This window comes from Streptomyces sp. NPDC001920 (assembly GCF_053594495.1).
Window position 1 is genome coordinate 131736 of record NZ_JBSFEP010000020.1, and the last position, 18388, is coordinate 150123.

Genomic DNA, 18388 nt, shown 5'->3' on the forward strand with positions numbered 1-18388 from the left:
TGAACGTACAGCCGCTTCTTCATCTCTTGCATGGTGCACACCCCCCAATGCGAGGAGGAACGCGCTGTGCGCTCATATCGACGTATACGTACGAATCCGGCCGGACCCGTGGTCTTGGTTCTGGCCGCGGTCGGAACGGTCCTTGCCGTGCCGCCCTCACCGGCCTGGGCTGCGGGACCGGCGGCTCGGGCTGATCTGCGCGCCGATGTCAACCGCGACGGGCGGGTCGACGTCGCCGGAGGCACGGACGCGGTAGGTGAGGACAGGTGGGTGGTGGGCCGCGGAGCGGTCTTCCTGCCCAACGTCGACGATGACAGCAGGCGTTGCCCGGTGACCGGGCCCGGCGGCAGACCCCTGTCGGACGCGAAGCTGGCCGCGTGCAACGATGCCTCCGACTCGCGGGTCAACGGTGCTGCCGACGCCACCGATCTCGCCCGGGTCCGGTCGGTACCGATGCGGGATCTGCCCTCGGGCGCCAAGGGCAGCGTCAACGTCACGACGGGAGCCGCGTCCACCCGTGTCTACCTCAAGCGGGCAGGCAACTGGGTCATGGTCACCCCGCGGACGAGGTTGTCGGCCGCTGAGTTGCGCTCGGGCGTGGAGCTCGGGGTCGAGGCCACCGACGTGATCCGGGACACCCGTACATGGGACGGCAGAGCGGTCGTCCGCCTGACCGTGACGTGGGGCGGGCAGACCACGTCCGACGCGGTCACCCTGCGCGTGGCACCGCTTCTGACCCATCATCACGTGCAGCAGGCCCAGCAGGTGATGGTGACCAAACTGAACCGTGATCAGGACTGGAGCGGTCTGCAGGGCAAGTTCGTCACCGACCTGAAGCGCGAGGCGGAGAAGGCCGGCATCACCCGGCCGCTGATCACGTTCGACAAGTACGGGGATTCCTGGGCGCAGGACTTCGTCGAGCCGGCCTATGTGAGCATGACCGCAGCGGGCGGGCGCCGGCATGTGATGCGGGTGATGCTGCGCTCCGCGCAGCCGGGCCGTGAGGCCGGCCGGGAGCTGTTCGAGAAGGTGCGAGGACGCGACATCGGGGTCGTGCAGGCCTTCGACCGGTCGGCTCCGGCGGACTGGTCGCTGAACTCCATGGGGAACCTGGAGACCATCCCGCCCTACGCCTTGGGCGACCGTTCGTTTCCTGCCGGGCGGATCATCATGGGGTGGCGCAAGGACACCGGGCAGCGGCCCTCGCCGGCGATGCGTACGCTGCTGAAGTCCCAGGGACTGCAGGACCCGCTCCTGCTGGACACCTCTTGGCTGGAGGTCGGGCATGTCGATGAGTTCGTGCAGTTCCTGCCTGCCGACACCCCGCGCGGCTGGCGGATCGGCGTGGCCGACCCCGAAGCCGGGCTGCGGCTGCTGCGCGATGCCCAACGTGCGGGCCATGGCAGCACCAGGATGTTCTCCGTGCCGGGCCTTGGAGGCTCCCCGCCGCTTGAGGAGACCATCGACCAGGCCCTCGCCTCCCGGCACCTGGTGGCCGACAACACCCTGGCAGCCGAGCGGATCGCGGCCAACCTTCAGCTCCTCAAGCGTGAGACCGGCGTCGGAGACGACGAGATCGTACGGGTGCCGGCCCTCTACACACGCGGCTCCATGGCCCGCACACACGATGGGCAGAACGTCCCTGTCCCGCGGCTGACACGCATGGGTGGCACCGCGCCTGTGCCGGAGGCGCTGAAGGAGAACGGCCAACAGCGGTGGGTGGCCGGGCAGGCGAACACTCCCGCCGCGGGCGCGCGGGCGAGCGTCGCGACGAGTGCGTACGTGCCCGGCGCGGTCAACGGCATCCTCCTCGGCCGCGACCGTTACCTCGCTCCGCGCCAGTGGGGACCTGTCATCGGCGGCAAGGACATCTTCACCCAGGCCGTCACAGCGGCCTATGCGCGGGCGGGGCTGAAGGTGTCGTACATCGACGACTGGTACACGTACCACCTCGGTATGGGGGAGGTGCACTGCGGCACCAACACCCTGCGTGACGCCTCCGCCGCTTGGTGGCGGCAAGCGGTACCGACGGCGCCGTAGCCGCGACATGCCCCGGACGGCGTGTCCGCCCGGGGCATGCCGGACCGTGTCACCCGAAGCCTCGGCGCGGGCCGGGGGACGCGGTTCGTCGTCGTCGAGACACACGTCCGCGGCGGTCACGAGCGCGAAGTCCGTCGTGTGCATGTCTGTTGAGGCCGGCCCCGGGTACTCGGAGCGTGCACCGGTTCGTGTGCGGATGCAGAAGAGGTGGTCGGGGCTGTGACGGTGAAGGCGATGGGGTGGGCGCACTCGTTCCCCATGTCCCAGGGAGTGCGCGCGGGACGGCAGTGGACACGAGCGCGGGTGGAGTCCCTGCCATGGGCCGCTTCCGAGCCGAACACGGTGGACTCCATCGTGCTGGCGGTGTCCGAGCTGATCACCAATGCGCACATCCACGCGCACAGCGACGCCTATCTCGTCCTCACCTGGGACGGCGACTGCCTGCGCGTGAGCGTCCACGACGAGGACCCGACGCTGCCGCGCCGGCGCGAACCCGAGCCGGGGGCGGTCTCCGGCCGCGGAGTGGGCATCGTGCAAAAGCTCGCCGATGAGTGGGGGGTCCGGTGCCAGCGGCACGGGAAGACGGTCACGGCGTGCTTTCGTCCCGCAGATGCCGACACCGACCGGCCTGATTCCAGCAGCAGTTGACTCCCGCCCACCGGTGCAGCACGTTCCTGGAGGAGAATGGCCGTGTACCTGGCACGAGCGGCGAGCGATGAAGACCCGTACGTCTGGCTCTGGGCCCTGGGCAGTCTCGCGCTGTACGCACTGTTGAGCTACGCGCTGGCCTACCGGACGCGCGCCCGGCGCGGTTCGGCACGTCCGGCCCATGACGCGCTGCACGACCTCAAGGACCAGGAGGATCCCCAGCCGCCGGAAAACCGCTTCGTCAGCCGCGTGATCATGCTGGGCGGAGGGGGGCTCACCGGTCTCGTCGCCTGGTCGACCAGTGGCGTCACACGAGTCCTGGCGGTCGGGCTCACCGCCGTGGTGGCGGTGACCGCGTGGGCGTACTACGACCATCGCACGCAAGGGCGCGCCCGAGCGCAGCGATGACGCCGGCTTCGACCGTGGGCGCGTACCGACGCGCAGCTCCCACGGTGGCGCTGCGGCCCCCTGAGTGGACCTGACCTGTTCTTGACGCCGACCGGTGCCCACTGCCGCCGCGCCCCTGGAGCGGATCTCCCCTCATGCGGCGATGACTCATGTCCTCCTCATTGCGCTGGGCGAGAGGAGCAGGCATCATCAGGAATCCTGATACTTTAATGTTGCAGCGATCGGGGTTCAGTCATGCCGTTCAGTCCTGCCCTCCGGGCCAGAGGGGTCCAGCTCCTGCTCGGCCGCATGATGTCCCGCGTACACAAGGACCTGCGCTTCACCGACATCCCGACGCGCACCGAAGCCCTCCGCGTGGAGACCGGCGCGGGACCCGTGACCTGCACCGTCTTCCACCCGCCGGCCCCGAGCGGAACCCCCGCTCCCGTGTACGTCAACTTCCACGGTGGAGGCTTCGTGGTCGCCCGCCCGGAACAGGACGACCACATCTGCCGCTACATGGCCGCCACGGCCGGCTGCGTGGTGATCAACGTCGACTATGCCGTCGCCCCGCAACGGCACTTCCCCGTGCCGGTCACCCAGGCCTACGACGTCACGGCATGGGCCGCTGCGAACGGCCCGGCGGGCGGCTGGGACGGTGCGCGACTCGCCGTGGGCGGACACAGCGCCGGGGCCAACCTGACCGCGGCGGTCTGTCGCCTGGCCCGGGACCGCGGCACCTTCGCGCCCCGGCTCCAGATCATCGACTCGGCGCCGCTGGACCAGCTCGCCGACCCGGCCACCAAGCAGTCCCTCATCGCCAAGCCGCTGCTCACCCCACAGCTCATGCGGATTTTCACCGCTGCCTACGTCCCGGACCTGGCCGACCGCGCGGATCCCCTCGTCTCGCCCGCGCTCGCCGACGACCTCGCCGGACTGCCGCCCGCCCTGGTCATCACCGCGGAGAACGACCGCCTGCGTGACGAGGGCGATGCCTACGCCAAGGCACTGGATGCCGCAGGCGTACCGGTCACCCACCGTGTCTTCGAGGGCGTCGACCACTACTTCACCCACACCGGCCCGGTGGCGCAGGCCAAGGAAGCCATCCACCTGATGGCCACCACGCTGCGCACCGCACTCAGTCCCTGACACCGGCCGGCAGCGGTGACACGAGTACCGGCCCAGCGGTTCCGGAGGCCGCCAGCGGCGCTGTCACCGCTGTGCGGTCTCCGGAACCGCGGGGCCGGCCCGGTGTCAGACACGGCTGCGGGCCATCGCGCGGCGAGCGGTGAGCGCGCCGGTGAGGGCGAGAAGGCCGCCTCCTGCTGTGTAGACCGTCCAGGTGTCGCTGTTGTTGGTCGTTCCGGCGCTCGCGCCCGAGGGCGCCGAGTCACCGGTCAGCGTCTGCACCTTCAGGGCGAGGTTCTTGTCCTCGGCGCTGCCCCAGGCGTAGACGATGTTGCTGCTCCCTTCGGCGAGTTCGAGGTCGGCGGGCCCGATGACCACCTCCTCGGTGCCGGCCAGCACGACGTCCGCCGAGAGAGCGCCGGCGTTCACGTCGGTGGTGTCCTCCTTGGGGTTCTCCAGCCCCGTGAACACCGGCTGGCCGCCCGCCCTGACATCGACGGCCGGCGCGGCCGCGACATGACGAACGGTGAGCCGGGCCTTGCCGGCCGCCACCTTCGCGGTGTCGTTCACGAAGGCGTCCAGCTGCGGCCGGCCGTCGGCGTTCAGGTGGGCCACGACGGTCGCGTTGCTCCCCGCGGGGACCTCGACCGTCTTCTGGATGGCGGGCTCGCCCTTCGGATCCGCTCCCGCTTCGAAGACCTTGAGGTCGTAGGAGCCGGCGGGCAGGGCCTGGGGCTCGGTCAGCGTGCCCGGCTTGAAATCGGGAAGCAGTTCGTCACCGTTGGCGTACACGTCGACCGTGAGGCCGGGGACGGCGTGGAAGACGGAGACCATGGCCTGGTCGTCGTCGGCAGCGGCCGCGGCGCCGGCGCCGCTCAGTGCGAGCGCGAACACGCCGAGGGAAGCCGTGGCGACCAGGGGAAGCCGAGAGTTCATGACTGTTGTCCCTTCGAACCGCTCACTCCGGCGAGTGAGTTCACATGGTCTTCCTCGGGTGTCGCGAGAAAGGATGCAGGCTTTTTCGCGAGGCCGGCATGCGCGGGCGAGGCCGGCGCGTGTGTGGGGCGCACGGGGTTCGCCATTTCGATCTGTGAACGATGCGGGCGGCGGTCGCGCACCGTGGAGGAGGCCGTGCGGCAGGAGCTGCCCGGTGACCTCGTCCCGGCCTCGTCGGGCGGGCGGCGTCTGCCCACCCGTGGTCCGGCGTTCGTCATCCACTGTCCGGCGTCCCTCCCGTACGCATCGGGTCGGCGAGTGCCGACTCGCCGGCTGATGTGGACCGACTCGCTCACCGGGGGCGACGCGACTCGGCGCGCCCCCCGACTCATGTGCCGAATGTCCGGTCTCACCGCAGACAGCAGTCCCCTTCTGTATACGCCTGCAGAGCACCGCCATCCTCCTCACCCCGCCCTCGCACCGTCTTGAAGAAATACGCGGGCGGCGTCCTCTGGCCGGTTTCGCCTGCCTCCCCCCATGCCCCTCCCCCCATCAGGTGTGCCGTCAGACCAGCACACTGCTCACCTGACCACTCACCCGGTCCGCGGCGGGCGGCCCTTCACGGCTCTTTCCCCGTGCGGCGGTCAGTTGCGGACCGGTGAGGCCCGTCATGGCGCGGATCTCCCGCGTCAGGTGGGACTGGTCGGAGAAGCCGCAAGCCATGGCGGTCCGCGGCATGTCCCGACCGGCCTCAAGCATTTTGAGAGCCCGACGCAGGCGCATGATCCGTGCCGATGTCTTGGCCGTCGCACCGATCTGCTCGCGGAACCGGTGCTCGAACTGCCGCCAACTCCACCCGGTGCGCTCGGCGAGACGACGGATCGGGACGTCACCGGACGTGCGGCACAGCTCCCGCCATGCCCAGATCACCCGGGCCGAGCACGCCGGCCCACCGGCCCCCCACCGGATGAGCGTCTCGTCCAAGAACGCGAAGCGCTCCTCCCAGCACCGCATCGCGGCGAGCGCGTCGTTCGCCGCGGTCATGCGCTCGCCGGTGAGCAGGCGCGGGTCGACGACCTGCTCAGCCCATTCGTGCATGGCGACGCCGAGGAGGTTGAAGGCCGCCCACGGCTCGAGCACGACCTCGATGCCGCTGAGGTGGCCGTCATGATGGCCGATCGTCGCCCATGGCCGCACCGCCGAGACCAGGGAGGAGTACCCGGTGGCCACCGAGGACGCCGCCGCGGTGGCGGCGCCGCCACCGCGGGACAGTTCGGTGAGAAGCAGGCGTCCCTCGAAGCTGAAGAGGAGCGTGACGGTCCCGGTCGGCAGCTCCAGACGGCTCCGCGGCCGCCCCAGCCGCATGTGATACCCGCGGTAGCTCAGCACCCCGGGCCGCAGCCGGGCGTCAGGCGGCCTCCAGGCCACTTCCCAGCCTTCTCCCCCACTGATACGGCACGGTACGTAGGCGTCCATGCCCCCACGGTCCAGTCGGCGAGCACGGACATGCGCATTGCTGCGGCACTCACCGCGGTCGCTTTGTCCGGAGCGCTCGCCGGAGCCGGCCTCGCCGGCACGGCGAACGCCGCACCGAGCGACGGAGCGGGCGCCCTGGCGTGCTCGACGACGAAGATCAGCAGCAAGACGGCGCGCGGATGGTGCTCGGCCGGCTCGGCCTGGCGCGTCGGGGTGAAGTGCACGGACGGCAGGCACTACTACAGCGGCTGGGAGACCGACGCCCGCTACCAGTACGCCACCTGCGGCGCCGGCACGATCACCCATTACTGGATCGACCGCTGACCGGACCGACTCCCGGCCCGCCGGACCACCAGCAGGCCCGCGCTCAGCGCGGGCCTGCTGCCGTGTGCGTCCAGGCCGGCCGCGGCCCGGGGACGCCGCCCGTCCACCCCACGTGCGCGCCGGACCCGTCACCTGGCTGTCGCCCCCGCCGACGCCGCCGGCATCACGGCCATGCGACTCGCTCGACGACGCACGGCAGAACTCATCTGTCGGCCTCGGGCCTCGATGATCACGACAAGTATTGCCTAAAATGATCATGTTTTCAGTAATTCAGTATCTATACCGGTAAGTCTTGCGAAAGAAGCCCATGGAGAGCCCGGTTTTCCTACCGTGAGCGTTCGGCGCGTCCTTCCGCGCGCCTGGCTGTCGTGGGGAAGGAATTCTGCTCATGGACCCTGTCACTCTGGTCACCACCGCACTCGTGGCGGGCGGGGTCGCGGGCATATCCGGTGCGGCGTCCAGCGCGGTCCAGGGTTCCTACCAGGCGCTGTGCGACGCGGTGCGCCGGAAGCTCTCGGGCGGCGAAGGCGGCCCGGAGGGGCAACAGGCGCGGGCGGAGGTGCTGGACGCCTACCTCACCAACCCGGTCGGCCACCACGAAGGCCTGGTGCGTGCCCTGGTCGCGGCGCATGCCGACCGCGACCCGGAGCTGACCGACGCCGCGCGGGCGGTCCTCGTACTGACCCATCCCGGCGTACAGACCGACCAGCGGACCCTCCACATCGATGCCCGCCAGGCTCAGGGATTCATAGCGGGCGACCATGCGCGGCAGACCAACTACTTCTCCGGGTGACGGCCACATGAGCGGCCGGACCGTCGGCGACCAGGACCTCCAGCCGGATCCGGACGGGCGGCTGCCCCTCGATCTGCGCGGCGCTCAAGGCGTGATCGTCGGCACCGGCCGCATACGCCAGCGCAACACTTTCATCAAGTACCTCGTACAACTGCCGCGCAGCGTCCAGGTGCTCCTGGCCGTGCTCCTCTGCCTGGCCGTCATCGCCGGCGGGTGGTCGATCTACTCGCGGTGGGTCATTCCGGAGATCGCCCCCACCTACCGCACACAGTTCCTCGTGGACGCGGCGAAGGGCGCGGACCCCCGCGGAGCGTCTGACGTCGCCGCCGCTGTACGGACGACGGTGGGCAACTCCGGGGACCGTGACGCGCTGTCCCTGCGCGCCTTCGGCGGTGCGTGCGGGCAGAGCGACAACACCCGGCGCCTGGCCGACTTCGCCACCGACAACCGGCAGGAACTCGTCCGTGCCACCGACGGCATCCGCGCCGCCGGGGAACCCACCCTGGTGCGCGGCATCGTGGAGGCGGTGCAGGACTTCTCACGGCCGTTCGACCTCGCTGCCACCCAGATGAACCGCGTCATCGTCATCACGCGTCACGGAGCGGACGCCTGTGACGACGACATCGCCTTCGTGGAGAAGGAGATCCGCGACCGGATCCGTGCGGCAGGGCTGCGCCTGGAGTTCCGCATGATCGGCTATCAGGTGCCGAAAGCACAGCGTGACCCGCTGCGTCGGATCGCCGCGGGCACCGGAGCCCCGGATCCGGTGCTGGCCGACACGCCACAGGAGCTGGAGGCCGCGGTGGACTGGTACGCCAACGACGAGCCGGTCCTTCTCGGGGCCCGGAAGGTCGTCGACGCGCTCAATCCCGCGGTCGAACAAGTCGACGCGGCCGTGCGGGCGATCGACGAAGGCCGGTTCGACGCCGCCGATGAGCACCTGCGTACGGCTCGCGGGGCGGACGCCCGGGTCAGCGCGGTCTTCGAGGACCTGGCCGGCCGTACCAAGAACCCGACCGAACGCGGCATTCACGAGCGCGCCGCACGGCTTCGTGACCGGCAACGGCGTGTCATCGCGGCCGCCGGTGAACTGCTGGACGCCGAACGGTCCTCACCCGCCGGGAGTTCGGGCCCGAGGGCGGCCTACGTGAAGGCCGCTGACGCCTACAACACGGAGGTCGAAGCGTTGAACATGACACTCGCCAAGCTGCGCGCCGAATCCCCGGTCGCCTCGTGACGGGCCGGGGGGCCGCCCAGGGCGCGGAGGACGGGAGGGGCGTGGAGGCGGTCGCTGCCGGCGGTGCCGGGGCGCCCGCAGGGGCAGGGGCACCGCGAACATCCCGGCGACGCAAGGTGATCACATCGCTGATCACGGTGTTCGCGCTGCTCGTGGCGGCCGCCGCGTTCTTCGTGTACCGCTCCGTGCCGGACCACCGCACCGCGTTCCTCGTGGACGCGTCCGTCCCCGTGCCTGCCTCCGCAGCACGCCGGGGAGCCGACTTCGCCGCCGTGGCCGGCGCCGTAGGTTCGGCTGCCCAGAACGCGGGGGAGGGCGACGCCCTGTCGCTGCGCCGGTTCGGAGGCGACTGCGGCGCCCCCGGGAACACGTCGCAGATCGTCGGGAGCGGTACCGGCCACGGACGCGAGATCGCCGACTCCGTGCGCCGGCTGACGCCTGGCGGACAGGCGACGCTGGGCAGCGGAATCGCCGCGGTGATCCAGGACTTCGACGGTCTCTACCCGTTCCGGGGGGAGAAGAGCAACCGCATCATCGTGGTCACAAGCAGCGGCAGGGATGCCTGCACGTCCGATCAGCGTGCCCTCCTCAGGGAGGCGCACGACAACGCGAAGTCCGCCGGTCTTGAGCTGGAGTTCAGGTTCGTCGGCTACAAGGTGCCCGCCGGTGAGCGGGCCGACCTCAGCCGCCTCGCTGCCGCTGTGGGCGCTCCCGCGCCACGCTTTGCGAGCACATCCGCCGCACTCGCCCCGGTACTGCGGAAACTGATGGTGCCGACGGAGCATGAAGCCCGCAAGGTGACGGTGCCCAGCACCCCCGGGGCACCGGAAACGTCCGCACGCCCGGAACACCCCTTCACGGTCGGGCTCTTCACCGGCTGGGCGGTGCACGTGACCGGCACACCGGTACGCTGCGCCGCGGCGACCAACGCGACCACCGATCGGGAGTGCCGCTTCACGATGCGCGAAGGCGATCGCATCACCTTGCGGGCCGCCGTCAGCGGCCCCAACCCCAACCCGATGGGCGACCTCGCCGAGCAGAACAACCCCTACTACCGGGCACACAAGACGCCCTACTGGTACGGCTGCGACGAGGGCCCCCGGTCGCGTACCTGCACGATCACGATGACCAGGCAGCGGGTCGAGACCAGCAAGCGGTGGGCGGACGGCGCCTCCTCACCCACGGGCATGGCGGCCAGTCGACTCCTGGCCTGCGTGACCACCGAGGAGACATCGGTACTGACCCTCGCCCGCACCTGCGCCGCCCTGACCGGCTCCGAGGCGCCGCCGGAGCCTGAGATCACCTACGCCGACGGTTCGACGCAGTGAGCGGTGGCTGGGATGCGGCCCCTGGGGCCCTGATCCCTCGCCCGGCGCGCTCCGCAGGTGCGCGCCAGGCCCCTCCGCCGGGGCCGCCGGCGTGCGGGGAGTCAGTCGGCCAGGGCCCGCTCGACGGTGGGATGGCAGGAGACGATCTGGTCGAGGCCGACGAGCTGCAGGACCCGCGACACCGGATCCGTGGCACCGGCGATTCGCAGCCAGCCCTGCGCGTCACTCATCCTCTGATGGACGGCGATGAGGATGTTGATGCCGCTGGAGTCCAGAAAGGTCACGCCGCTGAGGTCGACCACGGTCCGGGCGGTCGTGTCCCCGTCGGGGAGCAGAGCCTCGCTGAGCTCGTCCTTGGCGGTGTGGTCGATCTCCCCGCGCAGGGTGAACACCCGGATGCCGTCGACGGTGGTGTGGTCGATCGACAGCCGGCCGGACCGGGCTGCTCCGTGGGCGTTGGTCACGGCTGTTCCTTCGACTGCGCTCGCTGATCGGTGCTCGGGCTTGCTGCAGAACGTACTTCGGCAGCCTGCCCCGATGCCACGGCGAACAGTCGTGAGACTTTCGGCCGGATTCAGGAGCATGTGAGGCGTGGTGCGGGGTACGCGCTGGCAGGTGAACGGGGGAAACGACGATGAAGCAGGCGGAATCGGCCGTCGAGGGGAGAGCAGCGCGGTGCCCGGCACCCCTTCGATCCAGGACACCGTCGTGCTGGACGGCGATGGATCCTGCATCGCTCAGGCACGGCACCATGCGGTTGACTTCCTCACTCGTGCGGGGGCTGAGCAGGGCCTGCTGATGTCCACACGCGCGATGGACCTGACCCAGCTGGTGGTCAGCGAACTCGTCACCAACGCGCGCAAGTACGCTCCCGGGCCGGTGCTGATGGAACTGCGCATCTCCGGCGCGATGCTGGAGGTGGTCGTATGGGACAGTGATCCCGTGCTCCCGGTGGCCCGGGCCGCCGACCCGGGGAGAGTCGGCCAGCACGGCCTGGAGATCGTCATGGCCGTCGCGCACGGCTTCGAGGTCCAGCGAGAGCCGGTCGGCAAACGGATCACAGTCCGCATCGCCCTGCCCGACGACCCCTTGGAGGCATGACAGGAGACCGCTGTCACCAGCGGCAGTCGGCGCCCCCCACCCCACAGCTCCGGCGCGCTCGTGGGGAGTGGCAACCGGGGGAAGGCGGGTGCCGCTCGTGGGGCGTGGAGGCGTCGGGAAATCGGGACGTGTTGCTCCGTCACACCGTCGGCATGCGGTGACCATGCGGAACGACGGTGCGCTCCGGCCCGTGGGCCCAGGTCACCAGTAGTGTCGGCGGCCCGCGACCGCGTGCCCCATGGAGCCCATGATCCACAGGACCGCGCCGACGACCGCGAGGATGAGGCCGATCGTCCACAGGATCGATATGCCGGTGATGAATCCGACGACAAGCAGGACGATGCCGATGAGGAGCATGACCGCCTCCTGTGCGGAGTAGTACCGCTTTCACTGTGGACCGCAACGCCCCGTTTGGGAAGGGCTGCGCTCCGTTGCGCCGCCCCTGGCGCGGACGCTCAGCGGGCGGGGGGCGGCGGAGCTTCGGCTGCGGCCGCCCGCTGTCGACCGCTGGGACCGCGGCGGCGCCGGGCGAACTCCGGCGCCTGCCGGGCCGAGCGCTCAGTCAGTGGTGAGCATGCCTTTGCGCAGCCGGGCCAAGGTGCGCGAGAGCAGACGGGAGACGTGCATCTGGGAGATGCCCAGGAGTTCGCCGATCTCGGCCTGGGTGCGTTCCTCCACGAACCGCATATGGATGATCCGCCGGTCACGCTCATCCAGTTCCGCGATCATGGGGGCCAGCGCGTGGAAGTCCTCCACCAGCCCCATCGCCGCGTCATCGGCACCGATGAAATCCGCCAGTACCGTCTCCCCGTCCGCGTCGCCGCCGATGGTGGCGTCCAAGGAGGCCGAGTTGTAGCCGTTGGCGGCCACCCGAGCCTCCAGGACCTCCTCCTCCGAGAGGTTCATCAGCTGGGACAGCTCGGCGACGGTGGGGGTGCGGCCCAGCCGTGAGCTGAGTTCCTCCGTGGCACGGGCGAGTTCGACCCGCGCCTCCTGCAGGCGGCGGGGGACGTGCACGGCCCAGGAGGTGTCGCGGAAGAACCGCTTGATCTCCCCGACGATGTAAGGGATGGCGAACGAGGTGAACTCCACCTCGCGGGAGAGCTCGAACCGGTCGATCGCCTTGATCAGGCCGATCATGCCCACCTGGACGATGTCCTCCAGCTCGTCCGCGCTCCGGTTGCGGAACCTTCCGGCGGCATAGCGCACGAGGGACATGTTCATCTCGATGAGCGTGTTGCGCGCGTACTGGTACTCGTGCGTGCCCTCTTCCAGCACCGCCAGTTGCCGCAGGAACAGCTTCGACAGTTCCCGCGCGTCCCTGGGCGCGACCTTCGCCGGCTCGGCGACCTCCGGCAAGGGCGCAGCCGTGCTCCGGACGGACCCCGTCTTCGACACCGTCACCACCGTCACGTCCGTTCCCTCCCTGTATGTCCGCCTGACCTGCTCTGTCGCCACGTGAAGCGACGAAGCGCGCTTACCCGGACTTCCGCCGACCATGCCTACGCATGTCAATCTTCCGTCCATGAGGCCGCGACGGCGTCGGCTTCGGTGTCCGCTCGACCTGCGCACGCGACTCCGGTCGAGGTGGCCGCCGCCCGAGGCGGCCACGGCCACGGGCGCTTCACAGGGCCGGGTAGAAGCTTCACGGAGCCAGGTAGAAACGGACGACCGTGCCGTGGTCCGTCGTCTGCACCCGCACGAGGTCGGCCACATAGTTGACCAGCAGCAAGCCCCGGCCGCCGATCTGCCCGGGCTCCGGTGGCCTGCGGCCCGCGAGGGGGTCGGTCAAGCGCCCGCTGTCGCGGACCTCGCACACGACCTGTCCTGCCTCGCCCCAGACCCGCAGTGTCCCGTGTCCGCCACCGTGGCGGACGCTGTTGGTCGTCAGCTCCGCGACCGCCAGCTCCGCGTCCTGCAGCCGCTGCCCGGCGAGACCCAGCCGTGCGGCCTGCTCGACGGCGAAGTGGCGGACGGCGGAAAGCTCGCCCGAAGCGTAGGAGAAGGCGGCTGCGTCCGCGGCCGGCACGAGTGCCTCGTTGTAGCGGGCTACGACTGCCTGCCAGTCGTAGCCCTCACTGGCGGCCTCCACGCCCCCTTCGATGACCGTCGGATGAGTGAGACGCGCGTCGGCCACCACGTCCGCGTCCAGCCGGGACGCGTCGTACGGACACAGGATCGTCACCGCCCGCCCCACGAAAGCCGCGTTGATCAACGCCTCGTGCTGCGCACACGCCGGGTACTCCACTCGGCTGCGCCCGGCCCAGATCGGCTCTCCGATGATCCGCACACGCCCCTGCGGATGGGCATCGGCGAACCCTCTGAGCACGCGGGGGATGATGCGCCCCGGATTGCGGCCCGCCTCGGTCATGTCCAGGAACATAACGCCCTGGCCGTCCGCACCCAGAGCGGCTTGCAGAATCTTCAGATTGGGTCCGGGCACTGCCACCGCCACCGGCTCACCCGCGACCAGGCCCTCGCGCACGAAGGACGCCGTCTGCTCGGCGTACTCCTGTTCGGTGCGGTAGAACAGCGCGGGGTGGGAGAACACATCGTCGACGGTCCCTGTACTCATCGCGGCGCCACCTCGATCCCCGGCAGACCCGGCCAGAACAACTCCAGCACCCGGAGCAGATGGGGAGGCGGCTCCTCGACCACGATCCGTCCGTCCGCCAGATTCATGGCCGTGACCGCGAACGCGGACACCCCCGCCACGTCGACGAAGCCGACCTCTGACAACTCCACGTAGGACACGTCAGTGTGCCGCCGGGCCAGCTCGGTCAGTGCCCGCTCCCAGGACGGGAGTGTGGACGCGCTGATCTCGCCACTGACACGAATTCCGGGACGACCCGGCAACGGTCTCACCTCCAGTACGGCGCCGCCCGGTACTGGAGCGGGCCCCCCACCCTCGTGCGCCATACTCACACGCGGTCCCATCGATAGTCCCCGACCGTCTGCTCCCCGGACGCGGGGCTGGGCGGCCTCTTCCCAGCCAGGGAGCTTAACCCGGCCCGTCGATGTCGGTGTCGTCGCCGTGGACCGTCTTGCCCGAACAGGTCGAAGCATGCTTGAAGGCTCACGACCGATCTCCACGGCTCGACGCGCACCTACCAAGTGGACGGGGCGACTTGTGCCAGCGGGCTTGGTGCGGCGGGTGCGGCCGCGCCTCCCCGATGACCACGACGTTCGACACGGAGCACTGGAGGCCGGACCCGGGCGGCACCCGCCATCCTCTATCCGAGCGCGAGCATTGCCTCGGCGACCTCACCGACCGCCGTATCGGGGATCGCAGTGGCGGCCTCCTTCAGGACGAGCAGGCGTGCCCCGGGGATCTCGCGTGCGATCGCCTCGCCGTTGCCGACGGGGAAGAACCGGTTGCGGCGGCCGTGGACGACGAGTGTGGGGACCTCGATCCCGGGCAGGCGCTCGCGCCAGCGGGGTGTGCAGTCGAGCGTGGCGAACACCGTGCCCAGCTGGTTGGCCATCTGGACCGGGGGAGCGGTGCCGGGCGTGCGGTCCCAGATACGCGCGGCGGCCGCGCTCGCGGCGACGGGGTCGTCGCCCAGGATGTCCGCGCCGGCGGCGGCGAACCGGGCAACCTCCTCGCGGTCGGTCCAATCGGGCATCGGGCGCGCGAACAGCCGGCTCATCGTCGCCTTGTCATGGTCGGGGAGGTCATCGTCGGGCGGGCCCGGGGCAACCGGCCGGGTGCCCACCAGGGTGAGCGCCGAGAACGCGCCCGGATGGTCGAGCACGGCCACCTGGGCGACCATCCCGCCGACGCCGATCCCCGCGAGGTGCGCCGGCCCTCCGCCGAGCACGTCGACAAGGGCCGCCGTGTCGGCGGCGAGGTCGCGCAGCGTGTAGGCGGGCGCCTCGGGACACGTCGTCGTCGATTCCCCGCTGTCGCGCAGGTCGTAGCGCACCACACGGCGCCCACCGGCGGCGAGCCGCTCGCACAGCGCGTCGGGCCAGGAGAGCATCGTCGTCCCGCCCGCGAGCAGGACGAGCGGCGCGTCGCCGTCACCGAACGACTCGATACCCAAGGTGACTCCATGGGCGTTGACGGTGGTCATCGGGATCACCGGACGACGTCGTAGATCAGGTGCGTCGCCGTCGATGTCGGGCTCACGCTGCGCTGCACCAGCGTGCGTGGCGCTGCACCGGTGAACAGTGGTGTCCCGGCCCCCAGCACGACGGGCGCGAGGTGCAACGTCAGCGCGTCGACGAGCCCGGCCTCCAGCGCCGAGCCGATCGTGGCGCCGCCGCCCATGAGGATGACGTCGAGGTCCTTGCCGCTGTCGGACGACGCCGCCCGGGCCCGCTCGCGTGCGGCGGTGACGGCGTCGGGCAGACCGGTGGTGACGAACGTCCAGTCGAGGTCGGCCGTCCGCACCGACTCCGGCGTCGAACTCGTCACGACGAAGAACGCGGGCTTGCCGACCTCGCCGGCGCCGTAGCCGGTCGTGTCGTCCCAGCCTCCCGGCCCGTCGACGATGTCGAAGAGGTGGCGGCCGAGGACGACAGCGCCGGAGCGGGCGGTCCCCTCGCGCAGCACCCGGCGGTCGTCGGGGTCGTCGGAGAACGCCCACGTGTGCAGGGCCTCGCCGCCGGTGCCCAGACCGTTGTCCGGGCCGGGGTCGGGCCCGGTGACGAAGCCGTCGAGAGAGACCGAGATGTCAGCGATGATTCGAGTCATGCCAGGGCAGACCCGATCGGCCGCCCAAACTCATCGCCCACCGTGAGAGGTGTGGCGGGTGCGGAATCGCGCGCACGACGACCGAGGGGGCCGACCTGGGACGCTCGGTCACCGCCGGGGGTCTTCCCTGCCTGTCGTCGTCGTGGTCGTGGTCGTGGTCGTGGTCTTGGCCTTGGCCGTGGTCCGTGGGGCGCGCGGGGTACGTGCCGCGGCGAATGCCACGGCGAACAGGAAGAGTCCGCACGCCGTCACGATCAGCCATCCCGCCCGGGAGGCCCGTGCGAGCCCCGTCGGCGCGACCCCGGTGACCAGGGCTCCAGCGACGGCGATGCCGACTGCCGAACCGAGTTGTCGTGCGGTGGAAGTGATCGCCCCGGCCACTCCCGCTCTCGACGGCGGGAGTCCGCCGACGGCGGTGTTGGTGAGCGGGGCGTTCGCGAAGCCGAAGCCGATGCCGATGAGCAGGTAGGCGAGTCCGAGCAGCGCCACGCCGGTGTCCTGGTCCAGGCCCACCAGGCTCAGGCCCCCGGCGGCGATGAACGCGCCGGCGAGGAGCAGCGGGCGGCGCGGCCCCATACGTCCCACCAGGACACCGGACCAAGGCGCGCACAAAGTGGCCCCGACGGCCATGGGGAGGGTCGCCGTGCCCGCGGCGAGCGGAGTCCAGCCACGGCCGTGCTGGAGGTGGAACGTGGTGAGCAGCAGGCTGACGTTGAGCGCGACGAACACCGCCACCGCGCCCAGCACCGCTGTGGCGAACGCCGGCCGGCGAAAGAGCTGGAGGTCCATCAGGGGTTCGGACCGGCGGAGTTCGACTCGGACGAAGGCGGCGACGGTGACGGCGATCAGGGCATAGCCGGTGAGCACCGCCGGTGAGGCCCAGCCGAGGCGGGGGCCTTCGATGAGGACGCCGACGGTGAGGAACAGGGCCGCAGTGAGCAGCGCCTGCCCGCGCAGGTCCAGCTGCCGGGCGCGCGGCCCGCGTGACTCCGGTACGAAAACGGCGACCAGGACGAGCGCGGTGACCACGACCGGAACGTTGATCCAGAACACCGACCGCCAGCCGAACGCGGCGATGAGCGCTCCGCCGGTGACGGGGCCCGCGGCCATGCTGAGTCCGAAGACGGACGCCCAGATGCCGATCGCCCGGGCCCGCTCTCGTGGGTCGGGCATCGCGTTCACCACGATCGCCAGCGCCACGGGACTGAGCATCGAGGCCCCGATCCCCTGGACGGCCCGCGCGGCGACGAGAGCACCGAACGAGGGTGCCAGCGAGCAGGCCAGTGAAGCCAGGCCGAAGACGACCAGGCCGCACTGGAAGACCCGCCGCCGTCCGAACCGGTCCGCGAGCGCGCCGGACACGATCAGGAGGCTCGCCAGGACCACGGTGTAGGCGTCCACGATCCATTCGAGACCTCGGGTGCTGACGCCGAGGCCGTGCCCGATCTCGGGCAGGCCCACGTTCACGATGGTGGTGTCCACTCCCACGAGGAACATGCTCAGTGCACAGACGGCGAGCACCGTCCAGCGCCGACGGGCGCCTAGCGAGGATGGTGGGGCGGACAGGGTCGTGGTCGCCATGGAGGCTCCCCTTCGGTCGAGCCGGGATCTTTTGCGAGCTCAGGCTCGGGGGCAGCAAGCGCGGCGGCCTACAATTTTTGCGAAGGCTGCAAAACGGCACGGGGCGCGGACGGGCGGTCATGGACGCTGAACTGGCGGAGATACTCGACGGCATCGGGCCACGGCTGCGGACGCTACGGCGTGACCGCGGGCTCACCCTGGAGGCGGTCGCGGACGACACCGGCATCTCGGTGAGCACCCTGTCGCGTCTGGAATCGGGCCGACGGCGCCCGACACTGGACCTGCTCATCCCGCTCGCCCGCGCGCACCGCGTCGCTCTGGACCAGCTCGTGGCCGCTCCCAGCACCGGGGACCCACGCGTCCATCTGCAACCCCGCAGCCGCGGACGCGGCAGCGTTCTCGTACCGCTGACGCAATACCCGGGCCGCGTACAGGTCTTCAAGCAGGTCCTCGCGCACCGCGAACCGAAGCTCGTCACTCACTCCGGCTACGAATGGCTGTACGTGCTCGCCGGTGAACTCCGCCTCGTCCTCGGCTCACGTGAGGTCGTCCTGCGGCCGGGCGAGGTCGCCGAGTTCGACACCACCGAGCCGCACTGGTTCGGTCCCGCCGGAACGGACGCGGTGGAGATACTGCACCTGTTCGGCCCGCACGGCGACCAGGCTGTCATCCGCACCGGCCCGTCGGCCCACGCGGTGAACACCTGAGCC

At 70.6% G+C, this 18388-nt stretch carries 20 protein-coding genes; 10 read left to right on the top strand and 10 right to left on the bottom strand.

Annotated elements, in window-relative coordinates:
* Positions 1 to 30: 30 nt before the first annotated feature.
* From ACWCPI_RS30265 to ACWCPI_RS30280, 4 genes are all read left to right on the top strand, one after another.
* On the top strand, positions 31 to 2040 hold the full coding sequence (locus ACWCPI_RS30265; RefSeq protein ID WP_451041146.1) for a protein-arginine deiminase domain-containing protein: 2010 nt from the start codon (positions 31 to 33) through the stop codon (positions 2038 to 2040).
* Positions 2041 to 2259: 219 nt separating this feature from the next.
* Positions 2260 to 2688, top strand: coding sequence for an ATP-binding protein (locus tag ACWCPI_RS30270; RefSeq protein WP_451041147.1), 429 nt, complete (start codon positions 2260 to 2262; stop codon positions 2686 to 2688).
* Between the two features lie 42 nt (positions 2689 to 2730).
* A complete protein-coding gene (locus ACWCPI_RS30275) occupies positions 2731 to 3096 on the top strand; it encodes a hypothetical protein (protein ID WP_451041148.1) in 366 nt (121 codons plus the stop codon).
* Positions 3097 to 3330: 234 nt separating this feature from the next.
* Positions 3331 to 4224 (top strand): alpha/beta hydrolase, encoded by an 894-nt coding sequence (locus tag ACWCPI_RS30280; protein ID WP_451041149.1) that lies wholly within the window; start codon positions 3331 to 3333, stop codon positions 4222 to 4224.
* A 105-nt stretch (positions 4225 to 4329) separates the two neighbouring features.
* On the opposite strand, the gene ACWCPI_RS30285 is transcribed toward ACWCPI_RS30280, so the two are convergent.
* Together ACWCPI_RS30285 and ACWCPI_RS30290 are read right to left on the bottom strand one after the other, a co-directional pair.
* Positions 4330 to 5139, bottom strand: coding sequence for a DUF4397 domain-containing protein (locus ACWCPI_RS30285; protein ID WP_451041150.1), 810 nt, complete (start codon positions 5137 to 5139; stop codon positions 4330 to 4332).
* Positions 5140 to 5703: 564 nt separating this feature from the next.
* Positions 5704 to 6615, bottom strand: coding sequence for a helix-turn-helix domain-containing protein (locus tag ACWCPI_RS30290; protein WP_451041151.1), 912 nt, complete (start codon positions 6613 to 6615; stop codon positions 5704 to 5706).
* A gap of 30 nt (positions 6616 to 6645) precedes the next feature.
* Between ACWCPI_RS30290 and ACWCPI_RS30295 the strand changes: the two genes are divergently transcribed.
* The 4 genes from ACWCPI_RS30295 (at position 6646) to ACWCPI_RS30310 (ending at position 10297) form a co-directional block, all read left to right on the top strand.
* On the top strand, positions 6646 to 6939 hold the full coding sequence (locus ACWCPI_RS30295; RefSeq protein ID WP_451041152.1) for a hypothetical protein: 294 nt from the start codon (positions 6646 to 6648) through the stop codon (positions 6937 to 6939).
* A gap of 388 nt (positions 6940 to 7327) precedes the next feature.
* A complete protein-coding gene (locus ACWCPI_RS30300) occupies positions 7328 to 7732 on the top strand; it encodes a hypothetical protein (protein ID WP_451041153.1) in 405 nt (134 codons plus the stop codon).
* A 7-nt stretch (positions 7733 to 7739) separates the two neighbouring features.
* A complete protein-coding gene (locus tag ACWCPI_RS30305; protein ID WP_451041154.1) occupies positions 7740 to 8969 on the top strand; it encodes a hypothetical protein in 1230 nt (409 codons plus the stop codon).
* A gap of 116 nt (positions 8970 to 9085) precedes the next feature.
* Positions 9086 to 10297 (top strand): hypothetical protein, encoded by a 1212-nt coding sequence (locus ACWCPI_RS30310; RefSeq protein ID WP_451041155.1) that lies wholly within the window; start codon positions 9086 to 9088, stop codon positions 10295 to 10297.
* A gap of 101 nt (positions 10298 to 10398) precedes the next feature.
* Here the strand turns inward: ACWCPI_RS30310 and ACWCPI_RS30315 are convergent, their stop codons facing one another.
* Positions 10399 to 10761 carry an STAS domain-containing protein gene (locus ACWCPI_RS30315; RefSeq protein WP_451041156.1) on the bottom strand — a complete coding sequence of 121 codons (363 nt, stop codon included), beginning with the start codon at positions 10759 to 10761 and terminating at the stop codon, positions 10399 to 10401.
* A gap of 211 nt (positions 10762 to 10972) precedes the next feature.
* Here ACWCPI_RS30315 and ACWCPI_RS30320 point away from each other — a divergent pair, with 211 nt between their 5' ends.
* Complete coding sequence (locus ACWCPI_RS30320) at positions 10973 to 11398, top strand: ATP-binding protein (RefSeq protein WP_451041157.1); 426 nt, start codon at positions 10973 to 10975, stop codon at positions 11396 to 11398.
* 201 nt (positions 11399 to 11599) lie between these two features.
* On the opposite strand, the gene ACWCPI_RS30325 is transcribed toward ACWCPI_RS30320, so the two are convergent.
* The 7 genes from ACWCPI_RS30325 to ACWCPI_RS30355 form a co-directional block, all read right to left on the bottom strand.
* The gene (locus ACWCPI_RS30325; RefSeq protein WP_451041158.1) at positions 11600 to 11755 is read right to left on the bottom strand and encodes a DUF6131 family protein; all 156 of its coding nucleotides are present in this window, start codon (positions 11753 to 11755) and stop codon (positions 11600 to 11602) included.
* 201 nt (positions 11756 to 11956) lie between these two features.
* On the bottom strand, positions 11957 to 12811 hold the full coding sequence (locus ACWCPI_RS30330) for an RNA polymerase sigma factor SigF (RefSeq protein WP_451041159.1): 855 nt from the start codon (positions 12809 to 12811) through the stop codon (positions 11957 to 11959).
* 232 nt (positions 12812 to 13043) lie between these two features.
* The gene (locus ACWCPI_RS30335) at positions 13044 to 13973 is read right to left on the bottom strand and encodes an anti-sigma factor RsbA family regulatory protein (protein WP_451041160.1); all 930 of its coding nucleotides are present in this window, start codon (positions 13971 to 13973) and stop codon (positions 13044 to 13046) included.
* Positions 13970 to 14317: an STAS domain-containing protein gene (locus ACWCPI_RS30340; protein WP_451041183.1), complete on the bottom strand. Its 348-nt coding sequence runs from the start codon at positions 14315 to 14317 to the stop codon at positions 13970 to 13972. The genes ACWCPI_RS30335 and ACWCPI_RS30340 overlap by 4 nt, the downstream gene beginning before the upstream one ends.
* 314 nt (positions 14318 to 14631) lie before the next feature.
* The gene (locus tag ACWCPI_RS30345) at positions 14632 to 15474 is read right to left on the bottom strand and encodes an alpha/beta fold hydrolase (RefSeq protein ID WP_451041161.1); all 843 of its coding nucleotides are present in this window, start codon (positions 15472 to 15474) and stop codon (positions 14632 to 14634) included.
* A gap of 5 nt (positions 15475 to 15479) precedes the next feature.
* A complete protein-coding gene (locus tag ACWCPI_RS30350) occupies positions 15480 to 16097 on the bottom strand; it encodes a dihydrofolate reductase family protein (protein ID WP_451041162.1) in 618 nt (205 codons plus the stop codon).
* A gap of 108 nt (positions 16098 to 16205) precedes the next feature.
* Entirely contained in the window at positions 16206 to 17678 is a 1473-nt protein-coding gene (locus tag ACWCPI_RS30355) for an MFS transporter (RefSeq protein ID WP_451041163.1), read from the bottom strand.
* A 119-nt stretch (positions 17679 to 17797) separates the two neighbouring features.
* Here ACWCPI_RS30355 and ACWCPI_RS30360 point away from each other — a divergent pair, with 119 nt between their 5' ends.
* Positions 17798 to 18385: a helix-turn-helix domain-containing protein gene (locus ACWCPI_RS30360; protein WP_451041164.1), complete on the top strand. Its 588-nt coding sequence runs from the start codon at positions 17798 to 17800 to the stop codon at positions 18383 to 18385.
* The last annotated feature ends 3 nt before the right edge of the window (positions 18386 to 18388 follow it).